Source organism: Methylocystis sp. MJC1 (assembly GCF_026427715.1).
Lineage (GTDB): Bacteria > Pseudomonadota > Alphaproteobacteria > Rhizobiales > Beijerinckiaceae > Methylocystis.
In genome coordinates this window covers 2,788,036-2,813,345 of the sequence record NZ_CP107558.1, presented here as the reverse complement: position 1 = coordinate 2,813,345, position 25,310 = coordinate 2,788,036, and the positions used below count along the sequence as shown (strand labels likewise).

The window sequence follows — 25,310 nt, the reverse complement described above, 5'->3', positions numbered from 1 at the left end:
CTCCGATCTTGAGAAATTTATCTTCTGTTAAGCGCCTTCAACCCGATCAAGGCTTCCGCGACGCGCGGGTCCGGCGTCCTTAATGGTTGATTCGGCGTGGCGATTAAGGAAACTCGCTTGCCGGCCTGCTTCGCCGGCCCACTTTCCCTTGAGGGGCGGCCACGTTCAGGTCCGCACAAAATGGAAGGACACAAAATGTCTCAAAGCGGACAGTCCGAGCTGCCGAATTTCAGCAAGGGGGTGGCGCTGAACGCGCTCGACGAAAGCGTTCCGCTACGCGGCTCTATCGACGGCGAGGCCGCGATCATGATTCGCAAAGGGGCGGAAGTCTTCGTCGTCGGGGCCGAATGCACGCATTATCATGGGCCATTGGCCGAAGGGCTGGTCGTCGGCGAGACGATTCGATGCCCCTGGCATCATGCCTGTTTCAGCCTGCGCAGCGGCGAGGCGATTCGTGCGCCGGCGTTCGATTCGCTGCCGCGCTGGCGGGTGGAGGAAATCGACGGCAAAATTTTCGCCCGCGAAAAATTACCCAGCCCCGCGGCGAGGCCGGCGCCAAGAAGCGCGCCCGAGAAAATCGTCATCGTCGGGGCAGGGGCGGCAGGCTTCGCGGCGGCCCATCGGCTGCGCGCGGAGGGCTATAGCGGCGCGCTGGAAATGATCGGCGCCGATTTCGCCGCGCCTTACGACCGGCCCAATCTCTCCAAGGATTACCTCGCCGGGACGGCGCCGCCGGAATGGCTGCCGCTGCGCGATCCCGCCTGGTATCACGACAATGGCGTCGTGTTGCGTCTGGGGCGGCGGGCCGAGACGCTCGATGTTTCAGAAAAGCTGCTCACGCTGGACGACGGTTCCAAGGTCGGATACGACGCTTTGCTCCTCGCGACGGGCGCGGACCCCGTGCACCTCTCCATTCCGGGCGCGGATCGGCCCAATGTCTTTTATCTGCGGCAACTCGCGGACGCCGACCGAATCATCGCCGCCTGCGGCGGCGCATCTCGCGCTGCGGTCATAGGCGCGAGCTTCATCGGCCTCGAGGTCGCCGCGTCGTTACGCACGCGCGGCCTTGCCGTCGACGTGATCGCGCCGGAGGCGGTTCCCATGGCGCGCATCCTCGGCCCCCAGCTCGGCGCGCATATCCAGCGCCTGCACGAGGCGCATGGCGTCGTCTTCCACCTGGAGGACACGGTGACGGAAATCGGCGACGACGTTTTGAGTTTGAAGAGCGGCGCCGCCGTTGCGGCCGACTTTGTCGTGATCGGCGTCGGCGTGCGGCCGAATCTCTCACTCGCTGAGAGCGCGGGTCTCGCTGTCGATAAAGGCGTGCTGGTCGACGCCTATCTCGCGACGAGCGCGCTGGGCGTCTACGCGGCCGGCGACATTGCGCGCTGGCCGGATCGGATCTCGGGCGAGCGCGTCAGAGTCGAGCACTGGGCCGTGGCCGAGCGCCAAGGGCAGACAGCAGCCCGCAATATTCTGGGCCATAACGAGCGCTTCGACGCAGCGCCCTTCTTCTGGAGCCAGCATTACGATCAGACGATCTCTTATGTCGGCCATGCGCCGCAGTGGGACCGCTGCGAATTGTCTGGCGATCCGGCGTCGGGCAATTGCGCCGTCGACTATTTGCAGGGCGGCCGCAAACTCGCGGTGGCGACGCTCGGTCGCGATCTCGACAGCCTGCGCGCCGAACTCGCTTTCGAAGAAGCGGGCGCACTCGGATAGACTCGTTGTCTTCGAGTGCCGAGGCTGCTGACAAAGCGGTGTTGGCGCCCCTCGTGCTTCGAGACGCCTGCTGCGCAGGCCCCTCAGCATGAGGGGCTTCTGCTTCTAGGCCAAACACTTAGGCCTCATCCTGAGGAGCGAGCGAAGCTCGCGTCTCGAAGGACGAGGCCGCCTTGGGAGTGATCAACACCGAGCAGGAATAGCCGCCCGGATCGCAGGCGCGGGCTGTTTTTCCCGCGTCTCCTTAATCGAATCGCCCGGCGGCGTGACCGAGCATGGTGTAGACCTTGCCCGCGTCGCCCGTCAGAAGATCGAGCGCCTTGGCGCCTTCGCGATCGGCGCGGCTCGTCTCCACCAGCAGCTCCTCGAAGTGGCGGACATAATGGTCCACCGTCGCGCGGAACTCCGGATCGACATTGTAGCGGCGACGGATTTCCTCGAAGGTCTGATGGCCCTGCGCGGTGTAGAGACGCCGTCCGAACAAGCCGCCCTTCTCGCCGCGCTGGTAGCGCCGCCACAGCTCCGCCACTGCCGCGCTGTCGACCATGCGGGCGATGTCGAGAGTCAGGCTATCGAGCGCGCCGGCGCGGGCCGATCGCGCCGGGGCTGGGGCGGCGGGCTTTTGCGGCGCTTCCTCGCGCGATGCGCGGGCGAGGAGATCCGTCAGCCAGCCGCCTTGCGCGTCGCGCGCCGGTTGGGCGTTGCGAGGAGCCGGGGCAGGGGCCGGGGCCGCCGGCGCAACCCGCGGCTTCGGCGCCTCGGCCTGTTGCGCGGGCTCGAAGGCCCGGCGTCCGACGACGGGCGGAGCCTGCTCCGCGACGTCATAGACGCGGCCCGAACGCGCTACGATGTCCGTCAATTCATTCAGCGCCTTCACCTGATCGCCGACGACGCGGCGCAGCGCGGCGGCCTGCTCGGCGGTCTCGCGCGGCAACTCGGTCGCGCCGCGCCGCACTTCTTCGCGCGTCTCCTCGAGCTCGCGGTGAATCTCGCGCGACAGGTTGCGGATGTCGTTGGCCGTCGCCTGGAAGCGCGCATTCGCTTCGGAGAACAGGCGGTTGATCTCCTCGTTCGCGTTGCCGAAGGTCGCGCGCAAGGTCTGTTCGGTTTCAGCGCGCTGGCTTTCCGCGGTCGAACGCAGATGGGCAAAGCGCGTCTCGACGAGATTGGCCGTCTCTTTGGTGGCGGCGGACAATGCGCCGCCGACTTCCTGCGAGCGGCTTTCGACCGCGTCGAAAGTCTCCTGCATCTTCTGCGCGAAGGTCACCATCACATTCTCGACCTCGCTTCGCTTCTGATCGACGAGGGACACGACGTTTTCCAGCGAACGTTGGCGTGCGTCGAAGGCGGCGTCGAGCGCCTGCTGGCTGTGCGTGAGCCGCTCGGCGCTCTGCGCCAGCGCATCCTGACGTTCGCCGAGCGCGTCGACGAGTTCATGCGCATTGTTGACGGTGCCGCCCGCCACGTCGCTCATCCGCCGAACCTGGTCGGACACGGCTTCGACCGCCTCCTGGAACTCGCCGACGCGCGCGCTCAGCTCGCGCTCGAGAGCGACGAGATTGCCGCCCGTCTTGTCGATGATGGTGTGCAGAGACGTGTTGGTCTGGCCGAGCTTGTCGAGCAATGTCGGCAGCTCGGCGCGGATCTTCTCGTTCATTGCGACGAGGGCGCCGATCGAGTTCTCCGCGCCGGCGTCGAGCGCCGCCGTCAGCGAGGACGTCGATTGGTCGATCGCCTGGGTCAGCTCCTCGCGCTTGTCGCCGAGGTGACGGACAATCGCGGCGCCGCGCGTCTCGATTGTCTTTGCGACCAGCTCGCCAACGCTCGCAAGCTCCTGCGTCACCGCGCCGCCGCGTTCGCCGAAAGTCGATTCGATTTGCGCCATGCGCTCATCGAGCGCCGTCTGAATCTGCGTCAGCCGCTGGTCGAGGGCGCCGCTGATGTCGCCGACTTTCTCGACGAGCGACTGGCCGAGGTCGCCGGTGCGCGCGTGCATCGTGGTGTCGAGCTCGCGGCGCGCTTCGGCGAGGGTGTGGTTGATGTCCTGCAGGCGTGAGGTGATCGATTCGACAACCTCGCGGCCGCGATCGTCGATCTCGGACGACACGGCGCCGAGACGTTCGACCACGTTTCTTTCGAAGCGCTCGATACGGCCATCGAGCGTGTTGGCGAGATCTTTCGCGCGGCCGTCGAGCGTCTCGTTGATCTCCGACGCCTTGGCGGACAGCGTCTGCGCCATCTCGCTCGAGCGCGCGACAAGCGTCGAATCGACGTCCTTGATTTTCTCGTCGAGCGTCCTGACGACCTCGCGGCCGCCTTCGCCCATCACGCGGGCGATCTCGACCGCATGCTTGGCGAGCGATTCCTGGAGTTTCTGGCCGCCGACGCCGAAGCCCGCGTCCATATGCTTGACGAGAGCTTCGATGCGCTGGGCGGCCTCGCGGGTGCGCGCGTCGCTGACGGTCTCAAAGGCTTCGATCTTGCTCGACATCGTCGTGGCGAGGCTCTCGGCGCGCTCGCCGAGCTTTTCGACGAGCTGCTCGCCTTTCTCGCCAAGGGCGTTGTCGATGGCGTCGAGCTTCGAGTTGACCTCGTCGGCCAGCTTGCCGACCTGCTCGCTGAGTCGCGAGAAGGCCGTGACCGTCGTCGAGTCGAGTTCGCTGACCAGCTTGCCGCCGCGCACGGAAATCGCGTCGTCGATGGTCTCCAGGCGCGTGTCGATCTCCGTCGCGAAGTGGCGCGAGTTGTCGCCGATGCGCGCCGAGAACTGATCGATTTGCTCGGCGAGCCGGTCGGCGAAGGCGCCGCCTTGGGCGTTCATCGTGTGGTCGAGCTCGCCGATCTTGGCGTCGATCTGCTGCGACAGCTGCTGCGACGTTTCGCCGATTCGGACCGTCATCTCGTTGGTCCGTGCGGCGATCTGCTCGACGAGCGCGGCGCCGCGCAAGGAAACGGCGTCGTCGAGGGCGCTCAGGCGCGCATCGATTTCCTGGGCGAAGTGGCGCGAGTTGTCGCCGATCCGGGAGGCAAATTCGTCGGTCTGCGCCGCCAGGCGCTCGACAAGGGCGCCGCCCTGAGTGGCGATGGTCTGGTCGATGGCGTTGAGACGATCATCGACGCTCGCGACGAAGCGTTCGGCCTGCGCCCCGATGCGGGCGTCGGCGTCTTCGGCGCGCGCCGCGAGATTCTCGACGAGCTCACCGCCACGCGCGCCGATGACTTCCTCAATGGTCGTCAGCCGCGCAGCGACATCCTGGCTCAAGCGTGCGGCGTGTTCCGCCACGCGATCCGCAAGGAGGCCGCCGTCGCGCAATAGTGTGTTCTCGAACTGGACGAGTTGATCGCCGAGAGTGGCGGCGATTTGTTCGCTGTGCGAGGCAAGCGCGCCGACAACTTCCCGGCCTTGGTCGAGCACAGAGCTCTCGAAGGCGACGAGACGCTCGGCAAGCGTTTCGTTGAGGCGCTCGCCTTGCGTGGCGATCGCGAGAACCGCGTCGCTCGCCGTTATCGTAAAGCGATCCTGCAGCGCTTCGGAATTCTCGGCGAGGGCCGCTGCGGCCTCCTGGACGCTGCGTTGCAAACTCTCGCGCAAGGCCGCGCCATGGGACTCGAACGCCCCGGCGGCGTGCTCCCGCGTTTCCTCCAGCGTTTCCGCGAGAAGGGCGCCAGCGCTTTCCAGAGTGGCCATGCGCTCGATGAGCAATTCGTCGACGCGCTTCGCATGTTCGGCGACCAGCGCGGAGACGCTCTCGCTGTGGCGTTTCACAGAGTCTTCGAAGGCGCCGACGCCGCTCGTGAGCGTGCCGGAAATACGGGCGCTTTCCTCTTCGAGCCGCTTCGTTGTCTCGGCGTTCGCCTGTTGCACGGCGGCCTCGAAAGCCTGCAGTCGAGCAGCGAGATTGTCGCCCGTGGCCGTCGTTTGATCGAGGACGCGCCGGGCGATCTCTTCCTGGCGCGAGAAAGTGTCGTCGAAGGAGGACAGGCCCCGGGAGAAGGCTGCGCTGACTTCTTCGCTTTTGGATGTGACGCGTGCGGCGGCTTCGCCGCTCAGGCGCGTCACGGCTTCCGTGAATGCGGCGAGGCCGTCGGTGATGGCGGCGGCGGCCTGTTCGCCGCGCTGTGCGACGCTGGCGGTGACGTTTTCGCTCTGGCGCAGGATCGCGTCCTCCAGAGACGCCAGGCCGAGCGACAGGTTGTTCAGCGCGCGGTCGCCCTGTTCCGTGACGCGCGTCGCCGCCTCTTCGCTCTTGCGGTTGACGGTCTCTTCGAAGGCCGCGATCTGCTTTCCGATTTCGCTCGTGGCGCGATCGCCATGCGAGGCCACCAGCGCCGCGACTTGCTCGCTGCTGCGCGAGACGGTGTCCTCGAGCGCGGCGATCTGACGGCTGAGCTCCTCCGTCGCCCGCTCGCCATGCGCGGCGGCGAGCGCCGCGACTTCTTCGCGGCTCCGCGCGACGGTCTCCTGGAAGGAGGCGATCTGGCGGGTGAGCTCCTCGTTCGCGCTTTCCCCATGCAGCGCGACGAGCGCTGAGATATCCGCCGTGCGGCGGGAGACGCTTTCCTCGAAAGCGGCGAGGCGATCCACGAGAATAGTCGTGGCGCGTTCGCCATGTTCGGCGACGCGGGCGGCGACGTCCGAGCCATGGCGGGCGACGGCGGACTCGAAGGCGGCGATCTGCTCGGCGACTTCCGAGGAGGCGCGGCCGCCCTGTTCCGCCAGGCGCGCAGCGATCGCCTCGCTGCGCTGGAGAACGGCGTCTTCGAAGGCGGCGAGGCCGACCGACAGATTGCCGAGCGCCCGATCGCCCTGTTCCGTGACGCGGGTCGCGAGCGTCTCGGTCTGAGTCGTCACCGCTTCCTGGAAGGCGGCAAGTTTTTCGGCCAGCGCCGCCGTCGAGCGCTCGCCCTGTTCGGACACGCGCGTCGTCAGTTCCTCGCCGTAAAGCGCGACCGCCGTCTCGAAGTTCCCGAGCTGCTCGGCGATTGTCGCCGCGGCGCGCGCGCCATTCTCCGAGAGGCGCGTGGCGGCTTCGTCGCTGCGTTGGGCGACGGCGGCCTCGAAATCCGCGAGGCGGCCGGACAAAGTCGTGGTTGCATATTCAGCGCGGTCGGCGACGCGGGTCGCCAAGTCTTCCGCTCCGCGCGAAATAGCGCCCTGGAATTCCTCGAGCTGCGCCGTCACCGCGCTTGCGGCGCGGTCGCCATGTTCCGTGACGCGGGCCGCAAGCTCCTCGCCGCGCGTGGCGAAACCCTCTTCGAAAGCCGCGAGCCGTTCGGAGAGCGCCGCGGCGTTTTGCTCGGTGTGCTCGGCGATGCGGGCGGTCATTTCCTGGCCCTGGCGGCTGAAGGTCTCCTCGAAAGCCGTGAGTCCTTCGCTCAACGCCGCGCTGACGCGGTCGCCATGCTCCGCGACCCGCATCGCGGCGTCGGCGCTGTTTCTCACCACCGCGTCTTCGAAAGCGGCGAGCCGCTCGGCGAGAGTGGTCTCGAGCTGGCCGCCGCGTTCGGAGACGCGGTCGATCATCTTTTCGCCGCGCTCGAGCACCATGCGCTCGAAATTCTCGAGGTTTTCGGCGAGCGTCTCATTTACGCGGTCGCTGTGCGAGCCGAGCGCGGAAACCGCGTCGCTCGCGACGCTGACAAAGCGTTGCTGCAGCGTTTCGGCCTGCTCCGTGAGCATGGAGGCCGTCTCGCTGAGGCTGAAAGTGAGCGAGTCCTGCAGCGCCTTGCCGCGCTCCTCGAAGGTCTCATGGGCCTTGGCGTTCGTTTCCTCCAGCAGGGCGACCAGCTGCGTTTCCGCGCTCTCGAAGGTGGATTTGGCTTGCGCCACCTGTTGCGAGACGTTGGAGGTGAGACGCTCGGTGGTCTCCGCCAGCGATTTGTCGAGCGCGCCGCCCTGCACGCGGATCGTTTCCTCTATGGCCGAGCCGCTCTCGGCAAGACGAACCGTGAGCCGCTCGCCCTGTTCGCCGATCGAGTCGGCAAAATGCACGCCCAGCTCCTCGAAACGCTCGAGAAGCGCCGCGCTGCGCGCGCCGAAATCGATGGCCAGGGCGTCGCCCGTCGATTGCAGCCTGGCGCCGACATCGTCCACGCCTTCGACGAAGCGTCGGGTCACATCGTCGCTCGCGCCCGCGATCTTTTCAGTGAGCACGTCGCCCGTCTGGGTCAAAACGCCGACGACCCTGTCGCCATGCGAGGCCAGCGTCATTTCGAAATTGTCGCCCGCCCTGTCGAGCGCGAGCTTGATTTCCTCGCCCTTCGAGCCGAGCGAGGACGTGACGCGCGCGCCGGCGTCGCTCACGGCCTCGGCGAGATGCGCCGACGTCGCAGCGAGCTCCTGCGAAAGCATGTCGCGCGCGCCGAAAAGGGCGGTGCGGGCGTTGTCGGCGTTGACGACGATCGCCTCGCGCTCGCGCGTCAATTCATCGATGAGCTGGCGGAGGCGGCGCTCGTTTTCTGTATAGGAGCGTTCGAGATTGCTGACTTCGGTGCGCACGATCACTTCGAGCTCGCCGGCGCGCGCCAGGGCGCGCTCGATGCCGTCGCCCATGGAGGCCGCCTCGCGACGGATCGCCTGCGAAAGCGAGACCACTTGCTCCGTGGCGATGGTTTCGGGTTCGATGAGGCGAATCGCGACTTCCGTCATCGAATTGGCGATGAGCCGCATCTCATGGGCGCGGCGCGCCATGACGCCGGTGATGAAAAGAAAGATCGTCGGACCCAATAGCGCCGCGATGGTCAAAAGCGGCTTGGGCGCAAAGAAAGAGCCGTCGGCGTCGAGAATCTCGCCGCGATGGAAATAGACATAAAGCGTCCAGCAAACCGCCCAGAGCGCAATCGAGGCGAAGGTCATCGCCAAAATGCCGCGGTTCGGCTGGATTTGCAGCGCAGCGCGCAACTCGCCCACGGAGCGGCGGTCGTCGTTGGCGGGCGCGATGGACGGCGCCACGGGCGAGGGCTTGGGCGTCTCGCTGCGCTCAATCTTGCGCGACATAGCTTGGGCGATGTCGGCGGCGCTGGCGGTCATGGAGCGGGAATCGGCTGCGGCCGCTTCGGACTTGGTCGCTTCGAACTTGGCCGTTTCGGTCCTGGGCGCTTCAATCTTGGGCGCTGGAGCCTTGGGCGCAGCGCTTTCCGTCGCCGGGGGTGCGCCAAGGTCGAGCGCCTCCTCGATCGCGGAAAGAGCGGCGGCGGCCGCGTCCTGAATCTTGCCCGATTTCGACATCGTCAGTCTCTCCGAGCAGCCGTCGAGGCGGCCGCCCCCTGCCACACCCGGTCCCCCCGGGCGCCAAAAAAAGAATTAACCAAACATTACAGCCCCTCACCTGCAATTGAAACACAGGCTGAGGGCGTAATCCGAAACTTCGTTAACGCCGGTTTCAGAACTGCCGGTCAATCTTCTTTGCAGGACCCCCCGGAAGCCACCCGCCGTCTGCGTGAATTTGCCCTATAAGTGCGGCTTTTCAGTGGATGCAAAGCATAGGCGGGGAAAAGCGGAGCATTGTCGAATGCCCAAGTCTGCGGCCGTTAACCATGTGGGCAATCGATTGGAAAGCGATGAGGCGGCTCCGGCGCTGGATCTCGTCCACCTTTCCCAGCAGACGCTCGGCGACCAGGCGCTCGAAAGCGAATTGCTGAGGCTGTTCGACCGCCAGAACGCCCAATTCGCCGCCCGCCTGCGCGAAACGCGCCAATCCGACGACGCCCGCGCGCGGGCCGATCTCGCCCATACGCTGAAGGGCTCCGCGCGCGCCGTCGGCGCTTTCGCGCTGGGGGAGGCGGCGGAGGCCTATGAATCCGCGCTGCGCCGCGGCGAAGCGGGAAGCCTGGCGCTATGCCAAAGGCTCGTCGCCGAGATCGAACGCGCGCATCGCGAGATTGGAGAATTGCTCTAAAGGCGATGGGCGTCGGGCTTCATCAAAACCCGGTCGGCCGGCCGCTCAATCCCGAATGTCCGTTTGGATGGAAAAAATATCGTAGGGCGGGGCGTTCTCGCCATTGGCGTAGCCGAGCGGCGGCGCGGTCGTTCCGTCCGGCGCGAGCGGGCGGCGGCTGAGCCTGCCGATCTCGCCGCCATAGACGTGGATCGAGACCGAGAGGCGATCATCGAGGGCGTTGGACAGGCGGAGCGCGTCGCCGCTTTTCGATCCCAGAGTCTCGACCGAGCCCGGCCTCAGCAGCCGGCCGCCGCTGGCGCCGTCGAGCGCGCCTCGATCGATCGCTCCGGCCAACACGCCCATGATCTCCCAGGCGGCGGGTTGGGCGATCGAGAGCGCCGCGCCGCCCGCCAATATCGTGCTCACGACGCAAAAGCGCTCCATGCCGTCGCTGTAGATCTGGAACTGACGCCCGGCGCCTGGTGGCGCGACGGAAAAGGTCGCCGGCAAGACGTCGGCGCTGCAGATAAGACGCGCCATCAAATCGCGGCCGATCAAGAGAATCTCGCGCTCGCTCTCCGCGAGTTCGACCATGGACTGAATGTCCCAAATAAAACGCTTCAGGGCCGCCGGGATCGGACCCCGTGTGTCCATCGGCGAAATCGGTTCGGCTGCGCTCATTGCTGTTCCGGCGTTGGCTTTTCGTCCGATCAAAAAGCAAGCATCGCGCCAAACAGAAGCGTGCGCATCGCTCAGCGTGGATTCGGGCCGGCGGCACGAGAATTGATAGGGAAAGCCGGCTCGCCGGCGCTCCAAACATGGCCCGGCCCGCGGGTGGGGCGTGGCGACAGTGAAGAAAGACTACATTCCCGAGCTCAGTGAGGTCCGCATGGTGCGCCGCGCGCCGGAGCGGCCTTTCGCCCTAAGCGACGAAGACGCCCGTTACATCGAGGCATGCCTGCGGGATGTTGAGGCGTCCTTCGGCTTCGAGGCGTTCCCGGGCGCGCCTTTCGAGAAAATCCCGGCGCGCGCGCTGATCGGACGTTTCATCGATTGGTGGCGCGCTCTGGAGCCTGCCGATGAAAAACAGCGCGACTCCCATGCGCGTCTGCCCGCAGCGATCCGCTTACTCGACACCGTTTCGGCGCTGATGGAGGAGAGAGCGCAAAGGGAGAAGCCGAACTAGTGGGGAAGACAGGCCCCCGCGGGAGGAGCGCGTCGGTCGCAGATATCCATCCCGTAAGGGAATAGCGGGGGTGTTGACAAGTTTTGGGAAGCTGTTGGCTGAAGTTCGTAGAGGCATACCGAACTTTTTGGCTCGCGCCGACAGACGAGATTTTAGCGTTAATTCAATCGTTTATGACACCAATCTACCGTGTGCCCCGCACCTCAAATCCCCCGCCAGCGCCCGAAAACTAGCGTTGCTTGGTTTTAGTCTCGAACCGGCCTTTTGGGAGCCTCCCGTCCTATCGAAAATAGGGTGACCTTCGGAATCACGGAGCTCGAAGAGCGTTCGTTTAGCTTGAAGGGCCGTTCAGAGGGGGGAGGGCGCCGCTATCCGATAACTAACGAATTCAATACATTTCGTTACTTAATTCCTTGCAACTAACATCCGCGTGAGCTATCTTCGGCCTACTAACGAATCTGTCCAATTTTGTTATTTGATCCGTCATGACCTGCACAAACAATCGCGTGGGACAGCTGATAAGGTCGAGCCTGGTCGGTGGCGAAGCCTACGAAGCCTATGTCCCCGCTAATCTTCCGCCCGACCCGCCGTTAGACATGGGCGCGCTTTACCCGCTGCTTGATCAGGCGAATACGGCGCTTGGTCGCCTGGACGGGATGAGCATGGTCCTGCCGGACGCAGCTCTCTTCCTTTATATGTACGTCCGCAAGGAAGCGGTGCTGTCCTCCCAGATCGAGGGAACGCAATCCTCCTTGTCCGACCTGCTCCTGTTTGAGACCGACGAAGCCCCCGGCGTACCTATGGACGATGTGACGGAAGTCTCCTGCTACGTCGCGGCTATGGATTATGGCCTCGAACGCCTGAAGAGCCTGCCTCTTTCTCTCAGACTGCTGCGCGAGATTCACGCCAAGCTCATGAGTAATGCGCGCGGTGGCGATAAGACGCCCGGCGAATTTCGTAGCACGCAAAATTGGATCGGCGGATCACGCCCAAGCAAGGCGCTGTTCGTGCCGCCACCGCCCGAACGGCTGAATGAAGCGCTCGATGCGTTTGAAAAATTCTTGCATGACGAAAGGGTCAAGCTTCCGGTCCTGATTAAGGCCGCTCTTGCCCACGTGCAGTTCGAGACGATCCACCCGTTCCTTGACGGCAACGGCCGCCTTGGCCGGCTGCTCATCACCTTCATCCTGTGTGCCGAAGGCGTGCTTAAAGAACCGCTGCTTTATCTCAGCCTCTATCTGAAAGCGAACCGCCAAGCTTACTACGATCATCTGCAATCCGTCCGCACGACCGGCGACTGGGAAGCCTGGATCAAATTCTTTTTGACGGGCGTTATCGAGGTCGCCAATCAGGCGACAGATACCGCGCGGGCCGTCCTCGCGCTCTTCAGCGAAGACCGAGCAAAAATCGCAAATTCCGGCAAATCGACCGCCACCGTTCTCGCCATTCATGCCTATCTGCAGCGCCACCCGGTTGCCACCACCACCCGCATCAAGGAAGCCTGCAAGGTTTCACTGCCGACCGCTTTGCGCGGTCTCGCAACGCTCGAAGCGTTGGGTATTGTCCGGGAAGCGACCGGCAAAGAACGGCACAAGGTTTTTGTCTACCAAGCCTATCTCGATATCCTCAACCAGGGCACGGAGCCTTTCGCGCGCTAACCTGAAGAGGATTTTCGGACCGCTCTCGCCCGTCCAGGTAATGATCCCTACGCTTCTCGACCCGTCAAAGGGTGGCTCCTCGCCATGCTCGCCGTTGGCTGCGCGTGACTGCGGTGCCGCTGCGCGCCTTTGACGGCTCTGCGAGGCTGCGGGTTCGGAAAGCCAGATCGGGACGAGGGAATGATTGGCGGCCGATCGAACTAGGGAATAGTCCGTATGCGCCGTCGGATCCACATAGCCCCTCAGACGGGGTGCACCCCTACCCAAAACTAGCGAGCGCTATTCAGGAATCCGCGCGGGTTCTCCCCATACGCCGCGCATGGATTGTGTAAGCCCCACTCACGCGAAGACGGTAGTCCAGCATCGGCTGACTTACACCATAGATGGTTTGCGCAGTAGGGATGAGCCCCTGGCGGAGGATATGAATCGCCGCCTCATTCGGAATCAATAGGGTGCCGGCGAGAAAGTTTGCTTCAGCCTCAATGCCGCCGTCGTGAGCGCGTCCACCGCTTTCGGTGAGCGGCGGCGTGCACTGATGACCGAGAAAGCAATGAGCAAGTTCATGGCAGATGTTGCTGCGCTGGCGGTAGCGGTGATGCGAATCATTGTGAACGATCGCAGTCCGCCAACCGCAGGGGACGGTTACCGCTGAGAAGGAGGAGCGGCTGGCCCCGAGGAAGGATGATGAATCACAGCCGAGCTCGCTGAGCTTAAGGAGTACAATATCGTAGTGGGCGCACACCTGGATGGGATCGATCGGATCGAGCGGCCCAAGGCCCATCTGCTCGCGGACGCTCAGTGCAATGCGATTTGACTCTGCTTTGAATCCTCGACGAAAAGCCAATTCAACCGTCCCGCAGCCTGTTATACGTGCTGACCACGATCTCTTCCATCAGCTTGGCATTTTGCGGAGTAAGGTGAGGATCAGCGCGCAGAAGCGCAGTAAGCTTAGCAATTGGCGGCGCGTCTTTCTTGCTAGCCCCCGGGATAAACATCTCGGCTTTGAGGTTCGACCATTTCAGAAGCGCTGCAAGACCGTTCACGTCGGGCTTCGCGCCTTGCCCCATTCGTGAGAGGGTCGATGCAGCAATCCCTGTCTCCTGGGCAACCTCCTTCCATGTCTTCTGTCGACTCAGGCGCGTGGCGTTCAACGCCGCATAGAAGGCTTCCATGTCGAAATTTTCCGCCATCCGACCTCCGTATTGCTAAAAAGCTATCGATTGCGATATTGCAATCAGCTTTGGTCAATGTTATATACCAGGTCAGTTGCGAATTCGCAATCAATTGAAAAATTGGAACACCGCGATTCTCTGTGGTGTTTCGGAAGGAGATATCCCTATGAGCAGTGAAGACGTTAAAGAGCACAGCAAGGCCGAAGAGACTAAAACCGTAACCATTATCGTCAACGGCCGCGCGAAGACAGTGCCTAAGAATGAGGAGATCACCTTCGATCAGGTAGTCTCTCTTGCCTTTCCCAATCCGCCATCCGGTGACGGCATCCAGTTCACGGTCCAGTACACGCGCGGCCAGGGCAACAAGCCGGCCGGTACCTTAGTCGAGGGGCAGTCGGTCAAAGTGAAGGATGGGATGGAATTCGATGTCACGTCGACCAATCGCTCTTAGCCCTGATCTTCTGCGGTTGCAGAACGAAGGTTACGATATCGATATCGGGGATGGCTTCCTGCTCGTCAGGGACGTCCCGTTTATCGACTCACAGCGCGCAGTGCGCCGAGGCATGCTGATCTCGACGCTTAAACTATCCGGCGATATTGCCGAAAAGCCTGATACCCATGTCTGTTATTGGACTGGCACACATCCGTGTCATGCCGACGGCTCAAAAATCTCGTCAATCGAGAATTCCTCCGCACCTCAGGATCTCGCTCCAGGTGTGCGCGCCGATTTCACGTTTTCCGCTAAGGCAGATTATCGCGACTATTACCATAAAATGACGACCTATATGGGCCGCATTTCAGGAGAAGCCGCCAAGCTCGACCCAAGCGTAACAGCCTGCACCTTCCCGGTGATCCCCACGGGCGAGAACGAAAGCGTTTTCAAATACATCGATACGGCAACTAGTCGCGCAGGGATTGGCGTGATCAACGCTAGGCTGGATGGGTTGCGGATTGGCATCGCGGGCCTCGGAGGCACTGGCTCCTACATCCTCGACTTTGTGGCTAAAACATGCGTAGCGGAGATACGTCTTTTTGATGGCGACATATTCTCGCAACACAACGCATTCCGCTCTCCGGGAGCACCTTCGATCGAGGAGTTGCAGGCTAAGCCTCAAAAGGTGACCCGGTTCGCCGCGATTTACTCCAACATGCGTCGGGGAATTACCGTACACGACGCCTTCCTCGAGCCCGATAACTTCGCTCTCCTTGACGGCCTCGACTTTATTTTCGTCTGCATGGACGTAGGTTCGACAAAGCGGGCGCTTATCGAACACGTTGTCAACCGCGGCGTACCCTTTATCGATGTCGGAATGGGGGTTGTGGTCAATGACGGACGGTTATCCGGTATCGTGCGGACGACGACGAGCACCGCCGACACGCGAGACAGCGCGGCGCGGCATATCTCATTTGCTGAGGGCGACGTTGGAGCGAACGAGTATTCGAGCAACATCCAGATTGCCGAGTTGAACGCTTTGAACGCCGCTATGGCGGTGATCAGATGGAAAAAGCTTTTCGGCGTGTATAATGATACTCGCAAAGAAGTTTACGCTGGCTACTCGTTAGCTAGCGGCGAGACCGTTGTTGAAGGATTGGCATGAACAAAATTCTAGAGCTTCAGCCGGAATTCGTCGAATTTATACCGGAATGTCTGGAACCGGGCGTTCTGTATATCTCGCGGCGGTATTCAACAGCCTCACATCAATGCTGCTGCGGGTGCGGAATGGAAGTCGTCACGCCTCTCAATCCCGCAAAGTGGCATCTCACCGATCGTGCCGGGGCTGTGTCGCTAGCTCCGTCTATCGGCAATTGGAGCTTCCCCTGCAAATCACACTATTGGATAACTGGAAGTCACGTCCAATGGGCGGGCGCGATGTCGCCTGAAATGATCGCGGCGGTGAAGGCGCAAGACCTCCACGACGCAATCGAGCTTGGGAAAGTTCGCGTTGGCCCACTTCATGCAATCGTTCAGCGTGTGCTAGAGGGCTGGGATATGGCTAAAGCTCTGATCAAAAAATGGTTGGGAGGATCGCGCTGATCGTCTCTGCCAGTGGCGAACTCATTCTCATTTCGCCGAACCGATCGGCGTGCAATACGGCCCGCTTCTATCGGCTCGATGCCTGACCGGACCTCTTCGGCGTCTGTCTGATAAAAGGAAAGGGCGCATATGGCCGTAGCTCACTCTAACAGAGGAGGGTGGCGTTAATTCAGTCTTTTAGAGCCGCCCATTTTTGCAGCTGCAAGCTAATCACGGAAGGGTAAGCCCATTAGCGCGTTTCATGCCTTCAAGGATAAGACGGCCAACATCGCCATGTCGGCCTTGATCAAGGAGATTCAAGGCTCCTTCCTTTACGGCGTAGCGCGCTGCATCGAGATTGCTGAAATGGGCGATCCTCTCCTCGGGGTCTCTCATGGCCCAGCTGATTGGGCGGTTGATGAGCGGCTTAATATCGTAGAGCTTAGCCGCTTTCAGATCGGGGCTTTCCGTCCATTCAGGGGATGGTCCTAATCCGAAAATCCGATGGAAATGATGTGTCATCGCGGCAAAATGAATCCTGGTCCTCAATTCGCTTATTACCGGACGTTCCCTAAACTTCTCGCGCAAGAATTCTTTCCCATCTTCCGGAACATTTAGCCGGAAGTAAGCTAGGAATTGATCCTCAGAAAGAGAGCCCCATTCCTCGCGCGTGCCAATGCCGTTTTCATAGCAAGCCACCGGCACAAAAAGCGCTTGGCGATATACGGTGTCGATGAAAGTAAAAATGCCTAAGCTGATATCGCGGATACCCGACATATGCTCATGAGCGACCATAGCCAAGGTATCGCGGCGCTGCGGGGATTCCGGCGCGTCGGACAGCCACAGGGACCTTTCCCGTAATATGATGTTCCCAAAGCTGTTCAATTCTATCCTCAAAATCCATGCGCCGTTGGCGGGGTCTGTAAAACCTAGCATGAATTTCGATAAGATCGTCGGGGTTTTTGATTTCATCCCCCTTGATCCGCGTTAAGCATATTAAGTCCCTCAAATCTTTATACTCTTCAGCAGGCTTAATGCGCTGAGCCTGCAGCTTCATGGCCAAAATATAATCGAGGGATGGAACGTGCACCTCAAGGCCATGCCCCGTTTCCGGGAAGCGTCCAACCGGCTCATGGTGGGCCAAGTCGTGATGATCAAAAGCACCGCTAATCGTTCTCGCCACCTGATAATTGAACCACCCTTCCTTGTAACCGAATTTCTTGCCGACGATTTCAGCAGCGGCGACCAGAAAATCATTTTCTGGACTATCTCTTCTTGTGTCTTTCAATAGCTGCGGGACAGGCCGGATTTTGTTTCCGATAAAATCGATATCGAATGTAGTGCGGCGAAAATTGGAGGCAAGGATGAGCGCGCTTCCCCCATATATCCTGACGGTCACGCTACGCTGAAGCGTTGCACCGATGATTGATCCAAGCTCACTCAAAGCGTTCGTAATCTTTTCATGGTCTAAAACAAAATGTTCCGTCATATGAAATTCCTATCCATGCAATATGAAAATGATTGTATGGATGGACGCCGAAACTAATCAGCGGAATGCTTGGTTTACAAGGCATTAAGCTGCTCATTCTTGGGTATTAGTTCCCATTTCTAGGGAAGTCGTTCAATTTTTTTATCGTGAAGATTTTTTAACCAGATATTTTTGTGGTATCCGAGCGACAGACCGGGGGCCTCATTTATGATGAAGCGCCAGGCGGCCAATGATCTAAGGTTTGCAGTTTTTTTGGAGGTCGGTGAGGTGGGCCGTGTCGATCACCTCCACGAGGTGGATCAAGCGCTGCATTCGCGTCCCGACTCTCCTCTACCGCCATGGGCTCCCCTTCGCTAGGTGAGGCAAATGCGAAGTGAGAGACGCCGGTAAAGTGCCCAGGCTGTCGCCCGCCACGTCCTTGGCTCTGGCGGTTCCCCTCGCGTGCACAAGCAGATTCACAAAGCCCCTTCTGCTCGCTAAGCTGCGCATCTCGGAATCACCATAAACCTGTTCAAAAACAAAGCCCGGTCCAATGGCAATTAAAAAATCTGAACTCTATTCTTCGCTGTGGTCGAGCTGTGATGAACTCCGTGGAGGTATGGATGCGAGCCAGTATAAGGATTACGTCCTCGTCCTCCTCTTCATAAAATACGTCAGCGATAAATATGCCGGGCAGCCTTTCGCGCCGATTACTATTCCCGAAGGGGCGAGCTTTAAAGATATGGTCGCGCTCAAAGGCAAGAGCGATATCGGCGACCAAATCAATAAAAAGATCATCACCCCCCTCGCTGACGCCAATAAGCTGTCTGACATGCCGGACTTTGCCGATGCCAATAAGCTTGGCAGTGGCAAGGAAATGGTCGACCGACTCACGAACCTGATAGCTATTTTCGAGAACAAGGCGCTCGACTTTTCGAAGAATCGGGCCGACGGCGACGACATTCTGGGTGACGCCTACGAATATCTCATGCGGCATTTCGCGACTGAAAGCGGCAAGAGCAAGGGCCAATTCTACACGCCTGCCGAAGTAAGCCGCGTCATCGCACAGATCATTGGCATCCATGAAGCCAAGACCAGCGCCGCGACGACGGTTTACGATCCAACCTGCGGCTCGGGCTCGCTGCTCCTAAAAGTTGGCCACGAAGCCGGCACCGCCGTAACCCTCTATGGGCAGGAGAAAGATTCAGCGACGAGCAGTCTCGCTCGCATGAACATGATCCTCCACAACAATCCGACTGCACTGATCGTGCAGGGCAATACCCTCGCCGACCCGAAATTCAAGGATGGCGACGCTCTCAAGAGTTTTGATTTTGTCGTCGCTAATCCGCCTTTTTCGGACAAACGCTGGAGCACCGGATTTGACCCGGCCGACGACGATTACCAACGCTTTGAATCTTTCGGTGTGCCGCCGGCAAAGCAGGGCGACTACGCCTACCTACTGCATATCGTCCGGTCGCTAAAAAGCACAGGTCGCGGCGCATGCATTTTGCCGCATGGCGTCCTGTTCCGCGGCAATGTCGAAGCGGACATTCGGCGCAACCTCGTACGAAAAGGCTATATCAAGGGCATTATCGGCCTGCCGGCTAACCTCTTTTATGGAACCGGCATTCCCGCCTGCATCGTGGTGGTCGACAAAGCCGAGGCTGCTGCCCGTAAGGGCATTTACATGATTGATGCCAGCCAAGGCTTCATGAAAGACGGACCCAAAAACCGTTTGCGGGCGCAGGATATGCACCAAATCGTTGACGCCTTTTCGCGGCAGCTGGAAATTCCGAAATACAGCCGCATGGTCTCTTTTGCAGAGATCGAGAAAAACGAGTTCAATCTCAACCTGCCGCGCTATATCGATAGCCAGCAGGAAGAGGACCTCCAGGATATTGAGGCACATTTGCGCGGCGGCGTTCCGCAGCGCGACATCGATGCGCTGGGTCGCTACTGGAAGGTTTGTCCCGATCTTCGCAAGGCTCTCTTCAAGGACAATCGCCCCGGCTATGTTGACCTTGCGGTCGACAAATCCGCGATCAAATCCACGATTTACAACCATCCACAATTCAGCGCCTTCATCGCGGATATGAACTCGCACTTTGTCGAATGGCGAGACAAGAGCGCGGCGCTCCTCAAAGATTTAGAGCCTGGCTTCCACCCGAAAGAGCTGATCGAGGAACTCTCCGAGGATTTGCTGGCGCACTACGCTGACAAGCCACTTATCGACAAATACGCGGTCTACCAGCATCTCATGGATTACTGGGCCACGGTGATGCAGGACGACTGCTATCTGATTTCCGCCGACGGTTGGAAAGCCGAGACCTACCGGATTATCGAGACCGATAAGAAGGGCAAGGAAAGGGACAAGGGTTGGACCTGTGACCTTATCCCGAAGGCGCTCATTGTCGCCCGCTTTTTCTCGAAAGACCAAGAGGAGATCGCAACGCTAACCGCGCAGCTGGAAGGCGTGGAGGCGCAGCGAACCGAACTGGAAGAAGAACATGGTGGCGAAGAAGCTGCATTCGCGGAGATCGACAAGATAAACAAGGCGAATGTCACTGCACGGCTGAAAGAGATCAAAGGCGATAAGGACGCTAAAGATGAGGCTGCGATACTCAATGAATGGCTGAAGCTTGCTGAAGAAGAAGCCGGACTCAAAAAACGCCTTAAGGACGCCGAGGCAGCGCTAGACGCCAAGGCGCTTGCGAAATATCCAAAGCTGGCCGAGCCGGAAATTAAAGCTTTGGTCGTTGACGATAAGTGGCTCGCCGCGCTCGACACAGCCATTCACGGCGAAATGGATCGCATCAGTCAGGCTCTCACTCAGCGGATCAAGCAGCTGGCTGAACGCTACGAGACAACTGCGCCCCAATTGATGACCCTGGTTTCTGAATTGGAGGAGAAAGTGAACTGCCATCTGGAAAGGATGGGATTCACATGGAAGTAAGACCTGGATACAAGCAGACCGAAGTCGGTGTTATCCCCAACGATTGGGAACCGCGTCGGATCGATAGCGTTTGCGTACTAATCAATGGCAGGGGCTTCAAGCCTTTCGAATGGAAAACTTCTGGCCTCCCAATCATTCGAATTCAGAATCTGAATGGATCCGATGATTTCAATTTCTTCGACGGATCTTACGCCAAAAAACTCGAGATCGAGCCTGGCCAACTGCTTTTTGCGTGGTCCGGCAGCCGTGGCACCTCCTTCGGACCTCATATTTGGTCCGGTCCTCTCGGATTACTTAATTACCATACGTGGAAAATAAATGCGTTCGAGTCGGAGATCGACAAGAGCTTCCTTTTTCATGCTCTGAAACAGCTCACAACCTACATTGAAGGATGGGCGCACGGAGCATCGGCTCTAGTTCACGTCCAAAAATGGCAGATGGAAGGGTTTCAGTTCCCCTATCCACCATGCAAGCAGGAACAAGAGGCAATCGCTGCGGCCCTAAGCGCGACGAATGGTTATATCGAATCTCTTGAAAAGCTCATCGCGAAAAAGCGCGACCTCCAACAGGGCGCAATGCAGGAGTTGCTGACAGGGAAGAGGCGCTTACCGAGTTTTTCTCGTAATGAAGGCTATAAACAAACGGATATTGGCACGATTCCAAGCGATTGGGACGTGGTTTCGCTCCAGAAATGCCTCCGCAGAGCGCCCAAGTACGGCATAAACGCACCTGCAACTGATTTTGATACTCGATATCCAACGTATCTTCGAATCACCGACATTACGGAGCACGGCAAATTCGAACACACAGCAAAGGCGTCTGTAGCCCATCCAATGTGTAGTTCTTATGAACTTGAGCCCGGTGACATTGCTGTCGCGAGAACCGGCGCGAGTGTCGGCAAATCGTACCTTTACAACCCCCTTGATGGCATGCTCGTTTTTGCGGGATTTCTAATACGGTTAAGCCCAAATAGCGATTGCCTCCTCCCGGAATTCCTGTCGCTTTATATGCAAAGTCGGCCTTACTGGAATTGGGTAAAGGAGAATTCTATGCGTAGTGGGCAGCCAGGAATAAACGGGAAGGAATATGCGGCTTTGCCGGTGCCATTACCGCCAACGATAGGCGAGCAAGCTGCAATCACAGAAATTCTTATCGACTACGAAACTCAAATTACCGTGCTTGAATCGAAACTCACCAAGATCCTCGAGATCAAACAAGGCATGATGCAAGAATTACTGACCGGACGGATTCGACTGATATGAAAATTTCCACCATCCTCGATCACATTGACAGCGGCCATATGGCCCTACCTGAATTCCAACGCGGCTATGTCTGGAACCGCGATCAGGTTCGCGGTCTCTTTGACTCGATTTACAAGCGCCATCCGATCGGCGGCTTGCTCGTTTGGGCTACCGAGTCCAAGACGGCGGCACACCGTGGGGACGGCAAGCTAGCAGCGGGCATCGTGAAGATGCTGCTCGATGGCCAGCAACGGATGACCTCACTGTATGGCGTAGCGCGCGGCCGTCCTCCCAAATTTTTCGATGGCAATGCGCAAGCGTTCACGGGCCTGCAGTTCCATCTGGGTACGGAGACTTTCGCTTTCTATCAGCCTTTAAAGATGCAAGGCGACCCGCTTTGGATCGATGTTACCGAGCTGATAGGGAAAGGCACGGCAGGCCTGAGCGGATATGTGACGCGTCTTAGCGCGGACCCTGCCTTGGCCCCAATGATCGGCGACTATGTTGCCCGCCTCAGCCACCTTTTGGGCGTCCTCGATGTAACGCTACATGTCGAGGAAATCACCGGCACTGACAAAACCCTCGATGTCGTGGTGGATATATTCAACAAGGTCAATAGCGGCGGCACCAAGCTCTCAAACGGCGATCTCGCCCTAGCGAAAATTTGTGCCGATTGGCCTGAGGCACGTGACGCCATGAAGGGCAAGCTCAAGGAATGGAGTAAGGCCGACTATCATTTCAACCTGGATTGGATGCTTCGCTCGATGAATACAGTTCTGACCGGCGAAGCTAAATTCCAGTTCCTTCATGACAAGAGCGCCGAGGAGATTCAAGACGCTCTCAAGCGCGCCACCAAACACATCGATACCTGCCTCAATCTGATCGGCGGACGTCTCGGCCTCGATCACGATCAAGTGTTTTTCGGCCGTTTTGGTGTGCCGGTAATGGTTCGTTACCTCGATCAGCGCAAAGGCCCGATGGACGAAAAGGAACGGGACAAGCTCCTGTTCTGGTTTGTCCAATCGGGCATGTGGGGACGTTTTTCCGGGTCGACTGAAAGCTATATCGATCAGGACTTGGCTGCGCTTGAAGGCCTTGATGGTGGTCTTGAAAAACTCCTTGAGCAATTGCGTCTGTGGCACGGCGGCCTCCGTGTCGAGGCTGGACACTTTACCGGCTGGAGCCTCGGCGCGCGTTTTTATCCAGTCCTCTACATGCTTACCCGCATGGGCGAAGCCCGCGATTGGGGAACAGGCCTAGCGTTGAAGGCAAGCCTTCTTGGCAAAATGAGCAGCCTTGAAGTGCATCATATTTTTCCGAAAGCGCAGCTCTACAAGCGCAAATATTCAAAACCGCAGGTCAACGCGCTTGCGAATTTCTGCTTCCTAACCAAGGACACCAACCTCAATATCAGCGATCGCCTACCCGAAGAGTATTTCCCAGAAATCGAGAAGCGCCATCCTGGCGCATTGGCCTCGCAATGGATCCCCGCCGACGCGAGCCTCTGGAAAATTGAACACTTCCCCGAATTCCTTGAAGCCCGTCAAGCTCTGCTCGCCGCTGAAGTGAACCGCCGCATGGAAGAGCTGCTCCACGGCGACACCCGCTGGTTAACCGGAGCCTCAAAGCCGATCGCATCGGCAAGCGCAACTATCGGAGCCATTACCAGCGAAGCTGAGGAAGAAGAGCTCGAAGCGTTGGATGATTGGATCGAAACGCACAACCTACCTCGCGGCGCAATTTCGTTCGAATTGATTGACCAGGCGACGGGTGAGCAGCGCGCGGTCTTAGATCTAGCGTGGCCTACCGGCTTGCAAGAGGAGTTGACGCAGCCGGTCGCGGTTCTTTTGAACGAGGGTGCGGAGACGATCGCTGCCGCCAGCCAAGCTGGCTTCCGCTGTTTCACAAACATCGATGATTTTAAGGCTTACGTGAAAGCTGAAATTCTTGTCCAGGAATTGCAAACATGATGATTGGCAAAACCGAACGCGCCACCCAAAACCGAGTTCTTGAGCTCTTTCGCAATGAGCTTGGTTATCGCTATCTTGGCGATTGGACGGACCGTTCGGGCAATAGCAACATCGAGGAAAACCTCCTCAACGACTTTCTCGCCCGTCGCGGTTACACATCGGCGCAGATCAGCAGCGCGCTGCACAAGCTGCGCACCGAGGCCAACAATCACAGCCGGAGCCTTTATACCAACAACGAGGCTGTCTATGCGCTCTTGCGTTATGGCGTCCCGGTCAAGGTTGAGGCCGGAAAAGTTACTGAGCTGGTTCAACTGATCAACTGGAACGAGCCGCACGACAACGATTTTGCGGTCGCCGAGGAGGTAACCCTTAAAGGATCCGCCGAGCGTCGCCCTGATTTGGTACTTTACGTCAATGGCATCGCGATCGGCGTGATCGAATTGAAGCGCAGTCGCGCCTCGATCGCCGATGGCATCAGGCAAAACCTCTCGAACCAACTGCCTGAATTTAATGCTTGGTTCTTCACTACCATTCAGTTCGTATTTGCCGGCAACGACACGGAAGGCCTGAGATACGGAACGATCGGGACGCCTGAGAAGCTCTTCCTCACTTGGAGAGAAGATGAAGAAGACAACAGCCGTCTTAAGCTAGACAAATACCTCCTCAAACTCTGCGCCAAGGACAGGCTTATCGAGCTAATGCATGATTTTGTCCTGTTTGACGGCGGCGTGAAGAAGCTGCCGCGGGTGCATCAGTATTTTGGTATCAAGGCGGCCCAAAAATACATTTGGGAGAAGAAGGGCGGCATCATTTGGCATACCCAGGGCAGCGGCAAAAGCATCGTCATGGTGCTGCTCGCCAAATGGATCCTCGAAAACAATCCCCATGCACGCGTCGTGATCATCACCGACCGCGACGAGCTCGATAAGCAAATCGAACGGGTCTTCACCGAGGCCGGCGAACCGATCAAGCGTACCAACAGTGGGCGTGATCTCCTGAGCCAGTTGGGCCAAGCCAAGCCGCGCCTTCTCTGCTCGCTCGTTCATAAGTTCGGGCAAAAAGATGTCGACGACTTTGATGCCTTCATCAAACAGTTGGAGGCACAGCCGAGCTCCACGGTGGGCGAAGTCTTCGTTTTTGTCGACGAATGTCATCGCACCCAAGGCGGCAAGCTTAATCGCGCGATGAAGGCGATAATGCCTAACGCAGTCTTCATCGGCTTCACCGGCACCCCTCTCCTCAAGAAGGATCGGGCCACCAGCCTCGAAGTCTTTGGCAGTTACATTCATACCTATAAATTCAGTGAAGCGGTCGAGGATGAGGTTGTGCTCGATCTTATCTACGAGGCGCGTGACATCGACCAGAAGCTGGGCTCAACGGATAAGATTGACGCATGGTTCGAGGCCAAGACCAAAGGCCTTAATGACTGGCAGAAGGACGAGCTGAAAAAGAAATGGGGCACGCTCCAAACGATCCTGAGTTCAAAGTCACGCATGGATCGCGTTGTGAGCGACATCATTTTCGACTTCAGCGTCAAGCCGCGCCTTTCAAGCGAGCGCGGTAACGCCATCCTGGTCGCCTCGAGCATTTACGAGGCCTGTAAATGTTTTTCGCTTTTCCAAAAAACAGTTTTCAAGGGAAAGTGCGCGGTCATCACCTCCTACAACCCGCAAAATAAGGATGTGACGCTGGAGGAAACCGGGGCCAATACCGAAACCGACAAGCAGTTCATTTTCAACACCTACACGGAACTGCTCAAAAATATCGAGCCCAAGCCGGGCATGACAAAGACCGAGACCTATGAAGAATGGGCCAAGAAACTTTTCATCAAAGAGCCCGCCAACATGAAGCTTTTGGTGGTCGTCGACAAGCTCCTTACCGGCTTTGACGCCCCTCCTTGCACCTACCTTTACATTGACAAATCGATGCAAGATCAGTATCCCTCCGGCGGCGGCCGCCTGGCGTTGATTGCGGTTTTTGAGATAGCTGCCTGACGGGTGGCGCGATGATCGTGTCCACTTCTATTACAAGCGGACACTATCGCCG

The 25,310-nt window shown here is 59.2% G+C and carries 17 protein-coding genes; 11 read left to right on the top strand and 6 right to left on the bottom strand.

What is annotated here, in order from left to right; all coding sequences use genetic code 11:
* Positions 1-195: 195 nt before the first annotated feature.
* Complete coding sequence (locus OGR47_RS13605) at positions 196-1,722, top strand: FAD-dependent oxidoreductase (RefSeq protein ID WP_165053600.1); 1,527 nt, start codon at positions 196-198, stop codon at positions 1,720-1,722.
* A 244-nt stretch (positions 1,723-1,966) separates the two neighbouring features.
* On the opposite strand, the gene OGR47_RS13600 is transcribed toward OGR47_RS13605, so the two are convergent.
* Entirely contained in the window at positions 1,967-8,950 is a 6,984-nt protein-coding gene (locus OGR47_RS13600; protein ID WP_165053603.1) for an apolipoprotein acyltransferase, read from the bottom strand.
* Positions 8,951-9,233: 283 nt separating this feature from the next.
* On the opposite strand from OGR47_RS13600, the gene OGR47_RS13595 reads away from it, so the two are divergent.
* Positions 9,234-9,620 (top strand): Hpt domain-containing protein, encoded by a 387-nt coding sequence (locus OGR47_RS13595; protein ID WP_165053605.1) that lies wholly within the window; start codon positions 9,234-9,236, stop codon positions 9,618-9,620.
* A 45-nt stretch (positions 9,621-9,665) separates the two neighbouring features.
* On the opposite strand, the gene OGR47_RS13590 is transcribed toward OGR47_RS13595, so the two are convergent.
* Positions 9,666-10,283 (bottom strand): hypothetical protein, encoded by a 618-nt coding sequence (locus OGR47_RS13590; protein ID WP_246729734.1) that lies wholly within the window; start codon positions 10,281-10,283, stop codon positions 9,666-9,668.
* A 169-nt stretch (positions 10,284-10,452) separates the two neighbouring features.
* Here OGR47_RS13590 and OGR47_RS13585 point away from each other — a divergent pair, with 169 nt between their 5' ends.
* Both OGR47_RS13585 and OGR47_RS13580 read left to right on the top strand, forming a co-directional pair.
* Positions 10,453-10,788: a hypothetical protein gene (locus OGR47_RS13585; protein WP_165053608.1), complete on the top strand. Its 336-nt coding sequence runs from the start codon at positions 10,453-10,455 to the stop codon at positions 10,786-10,788.
* A gap of 485 nt (positions 10,789-11,273) precedes the next feature.
* The gene (locus OGR47_RS13580; RefSeq protein WP_165053611.1) at positions 11,274-12,446 is read left to right on the top strand and encodes a Fic family protein; all 1,173 of its coding nucleotides are present in this window, start codon (positions 11,274-11,276) and stop codon (positions 12,444-12,446) included.
* 283 nt (positions 12,447-12,729) lie between these two features.
* On the opposite strand, the gene OGR47_RS13575 is transcribed toward OGR47_RS13580, so the two are convergent.
* Both OGR47_RS13575 and OGR47_RS13570 read right to left on the bottom strand, forming a co-directional pair.
* On the bottom strand, positions 12,730-13,290 hold the full coding sequence (locus tag OGR47_RS13575) for an ImmA/IrrE family metallo-endopeptidase (protein ID WP_165053614.1): 561 nt from the start codon (positions 13,288-13,290) through the stop codon (positions 12,730-12,732).
* A 1-nt stretch (position 13,291) separates the two neighbouring features.
* Positions 13,292-13,636 carry a helix-turn-helix domain-containing protein gene (locus OGR47_RS13570; RefSeq protein ID WP_165053617.1) on the bottom strand — a complete coding sequence of 115 codons (345 nt, stop codon included), beginning with the start codon at positions 13,634-13,636 and terminating at the stop codon, positions 13,292-13,294.
* A 148-nt stretch (positions 13,637-13,784) separates the two neighbouring features.
* Between OGR47_RS13570 and OGR47_RS13565 the strand changes: the two genes are divergently transcribed.
* The 3 genes from OGR47_RS13565 to OGR47_RS13555 are packed head-to-tail and all read left to right on the top strand — an operon-like array spanning position 13,785 to position 15,653.
* Positions 13,785-14,069 carry a multiubiquitin domain-containing protein gene (locus tag OGR47_RS13565; RefSeq protein ID WP_165053620.1) on the top strand — a complete coding sequence of 95 codons (285 nt, stop codon included), beginning with the start codon at positions 13,785-13,787 and terminating at the stop codon, positions 14,067-14,069.
* Positions 14,044-15,216 carry a ThiF family adenylyltransferase gene (locus OGR47_RS13560; RefSeq protein ID WP_165053623.1) on the top strand — a complete coding sequence of 391 codons (1,173 nt, stop codon included), beginning with the start codon at positions 14,044-14,046 and terminating at the stop codon, positions 15,214-15,216. Before OGR47_RS13565 ends, OGR47_RS13560 begins: the two co-directional genes overlap by 26 nt.
* Positions 15,213-15,653, top strand: coding sequence for a DUF6527 family protein (locus OGR47_RS13555; protein WP_206527460.1), 441 nt, complete (start codon positions 15,213-15,215; stop codon positions 15,651-15,653). The genes OGR47_RS13560 and OGR47_RS13555 overlap by 4 nt, the downstream gene beginning before the upstream one ends.
* Positions 15,654-15,863: 210 nt before the next feature.
* Here the strand turns inward: OGR47_RS13555 and OGR47_RS13550 are convergent, their stop codons facing one another.
* Positions 15,864-16,409, bottom strand: coding sequence for a hypothetical protein (locus tag OGR47_RS13550; RefSeq protein WP_165053626.1), 546 nt, complete (start codon positions 16,407-16,409; stop codon positions 15,864-15,866).
* A 4-nt stretch (positions 16,410-16,413) separates the two neighbouring features.
* Positions 16,414-17,121 carry a nucleotidyl transferase AbiEii/AbiGii toxin family protein gene (locus OGR47_RS13545; protein WP_165053629.1) on the bottom strand — a complete coding sequence of 236 codons (708 nt, stop codon included), beginning with the start codon at positions 17,119-17,121 and terminating at the stop codon, positions 16,414-16,416.
* A 532-nt stretch (positions 17,122-17,653) separates the two neighbouring features.
* Between OGR47_RS13545 and OGR47_RS13540 the strand changes: the two genes are divergently transcribed.
* The 4 genes from OGR47_RS13540 to OGR47_RS13525 are packed head-to-tail and all read left to right on the top strand — an operon-like array spanning position 17,654 to position 25,258.
* A complete protein-coding gene (locus tag OGR47_RS13540) occupies positions 17,654-20,053 on the top strand; it encodes a type I restriction-modification system subunit M (RefSeq protein WP_165053631.1) in 2,400 nt (799 codons plus the stop codon).
* Positions 20,044-21,315: a restriction endonuclease subunit S gene (locus OGR47_RS13535; protein ID WP_165053634.1), complete on the top strand. Its 1,272-nt coding sequence runs from the start codon at positions 20,044-20,046 to the stop codon at positions 21,313-21,315. Before OGR47_RS13540 ends, OGR47_RS13535 begins: the two co-directional genes overlap by 10 nt.
* Positions 21,312-23,264 carry a DUF262 domain-containing protein gene (locus tag OGR47_RS13530; protein WP_165053637.1) on the top strand — a complete coding sequence of 651 codons (1,953 nt, stop codon included), beginning with the start codon at positions 21,312-21,314 and terminating at the stop codon, positions 23,262-23,264. Before OGR47_RS13535 ends, OGR47_RS13530 begins: the two co-directional genes overlap by 4 nt.
* Positions 23,261-25,258, top strand: coding sequence for a type I restriction endonuclease subunit R (locus OGR47_RS13525; protein ID WP_216697916.1), 1,998 nt, complete (start codon positions 23,261-23,263; stop codon positions 25,256-25,258). Before OGR47_RS13530 ends, OGR47_RS13525 begins: the two co-directional genes overlap by 4 nt.
* Positions 25,259-25,310: the final 52 nt, after the last annotated feature.

Coding starts and splice junctions, on each gene's coding strand:
- OGR47_RS13555 (WP_206527460.1), top strand. CDS start 15,213: ATGAACAAAATTCTAGAGCTTCAGCCGGAATTCGTCGAATTTATACCG.
- OGR47_RS13600 (WP_165053603.1), bottom strand. CDS start 8,950: ATGTCGAAATCGGGCAAGATTCAGGACGCGGCCGCCGCCGCTCTTTCC.
- OGR47_RS13530 (WP_165053637.1), top strand. CDS start 21,312: ATGAAAATTTCCACCATCCTCGATCACATTGACAGCGGCCATATGGCC.
- OGR47_RS13560 (WP_165053623.1), top strand. CDS start 14,044: ATGTCACGTCGACCAATCGCTCTTAGCCCTGATCTTCTGCGGTTGCAG.
- OGR47_RS13565 (WP_165053620.1), top strand. CDS start 13,785: ATGAGCAGTGAAGACGTTAAAGAGCACAGCAAGGCCGAAGAGACTAAA.
- OGR47_RS13550 (WP_165053626.1), bottom strand. CDS start 16,409: ATGTCGGGTATCCGCGATATCAGCTTAGGCATTTTTACTTTCATCGAC.
- OGR47_RS13590 (WP_246729734.1), bottom strand. CDS start 10,283: ATGAGCGCAGCCGAACCGATTTCGCCGATGGACACACGGGGTCCGATC.
- OGR47_RS13570 (WP_165053617.1), bottom strand. CDS start 13,636: ATGGCGGAAAATTTCGACATGGAAGCCTTCTATGCGGCGTTGAACGCC.
- OGR47_RS13540 (WP_165053631.1), top strand. CDS start 17,654: ATGGCAATTAAAAAATCTGAACTCTATTCTTCGCTGTGGTCGAGCTGT.
- OGR47_RS13595 (WP_165053605.1), top strand. CDS start 9,234: ATGCCCAAGTCTGCGGCCGTTAACCATGTGGGCAATCGATTGGAAAGC.
- OGR47_RS13580 (WP_165053611.1), top strand. CDS start 11,274: ATGACCTGCACAAACAATCGCGTGGGACAGCTGATAAGGTCGAGCCTG.
- OGR47_RS13535 (WP_165053634.1), top strand. CDS start 20,044: ATGGAAGTAAGACCTGGATACAAGCAGACCGAAGTCGGTGTTATCCCC.
- OGR47_RS13545 (WP_165053629.1), bottom strand. CDS start 17,121: ATGACGGAACATTTTGTTTTAGACCATGAAAAGATTACGAACGCTTTG.
- OGR47_RS13605 (WP_165053600.1), top strand. CDS start 196: ATGTCTCAAAGCGGACAGTCCGAGCTGCCGAATTTCAGCAAGGGGGTG.
- OGR47_RS13525 (WP_216697916.1), top strand. CDS start 23,261: ATGATGATTGGCAAAACCGAACGCGCCACCCAAAACCGAGTTCTTGAG.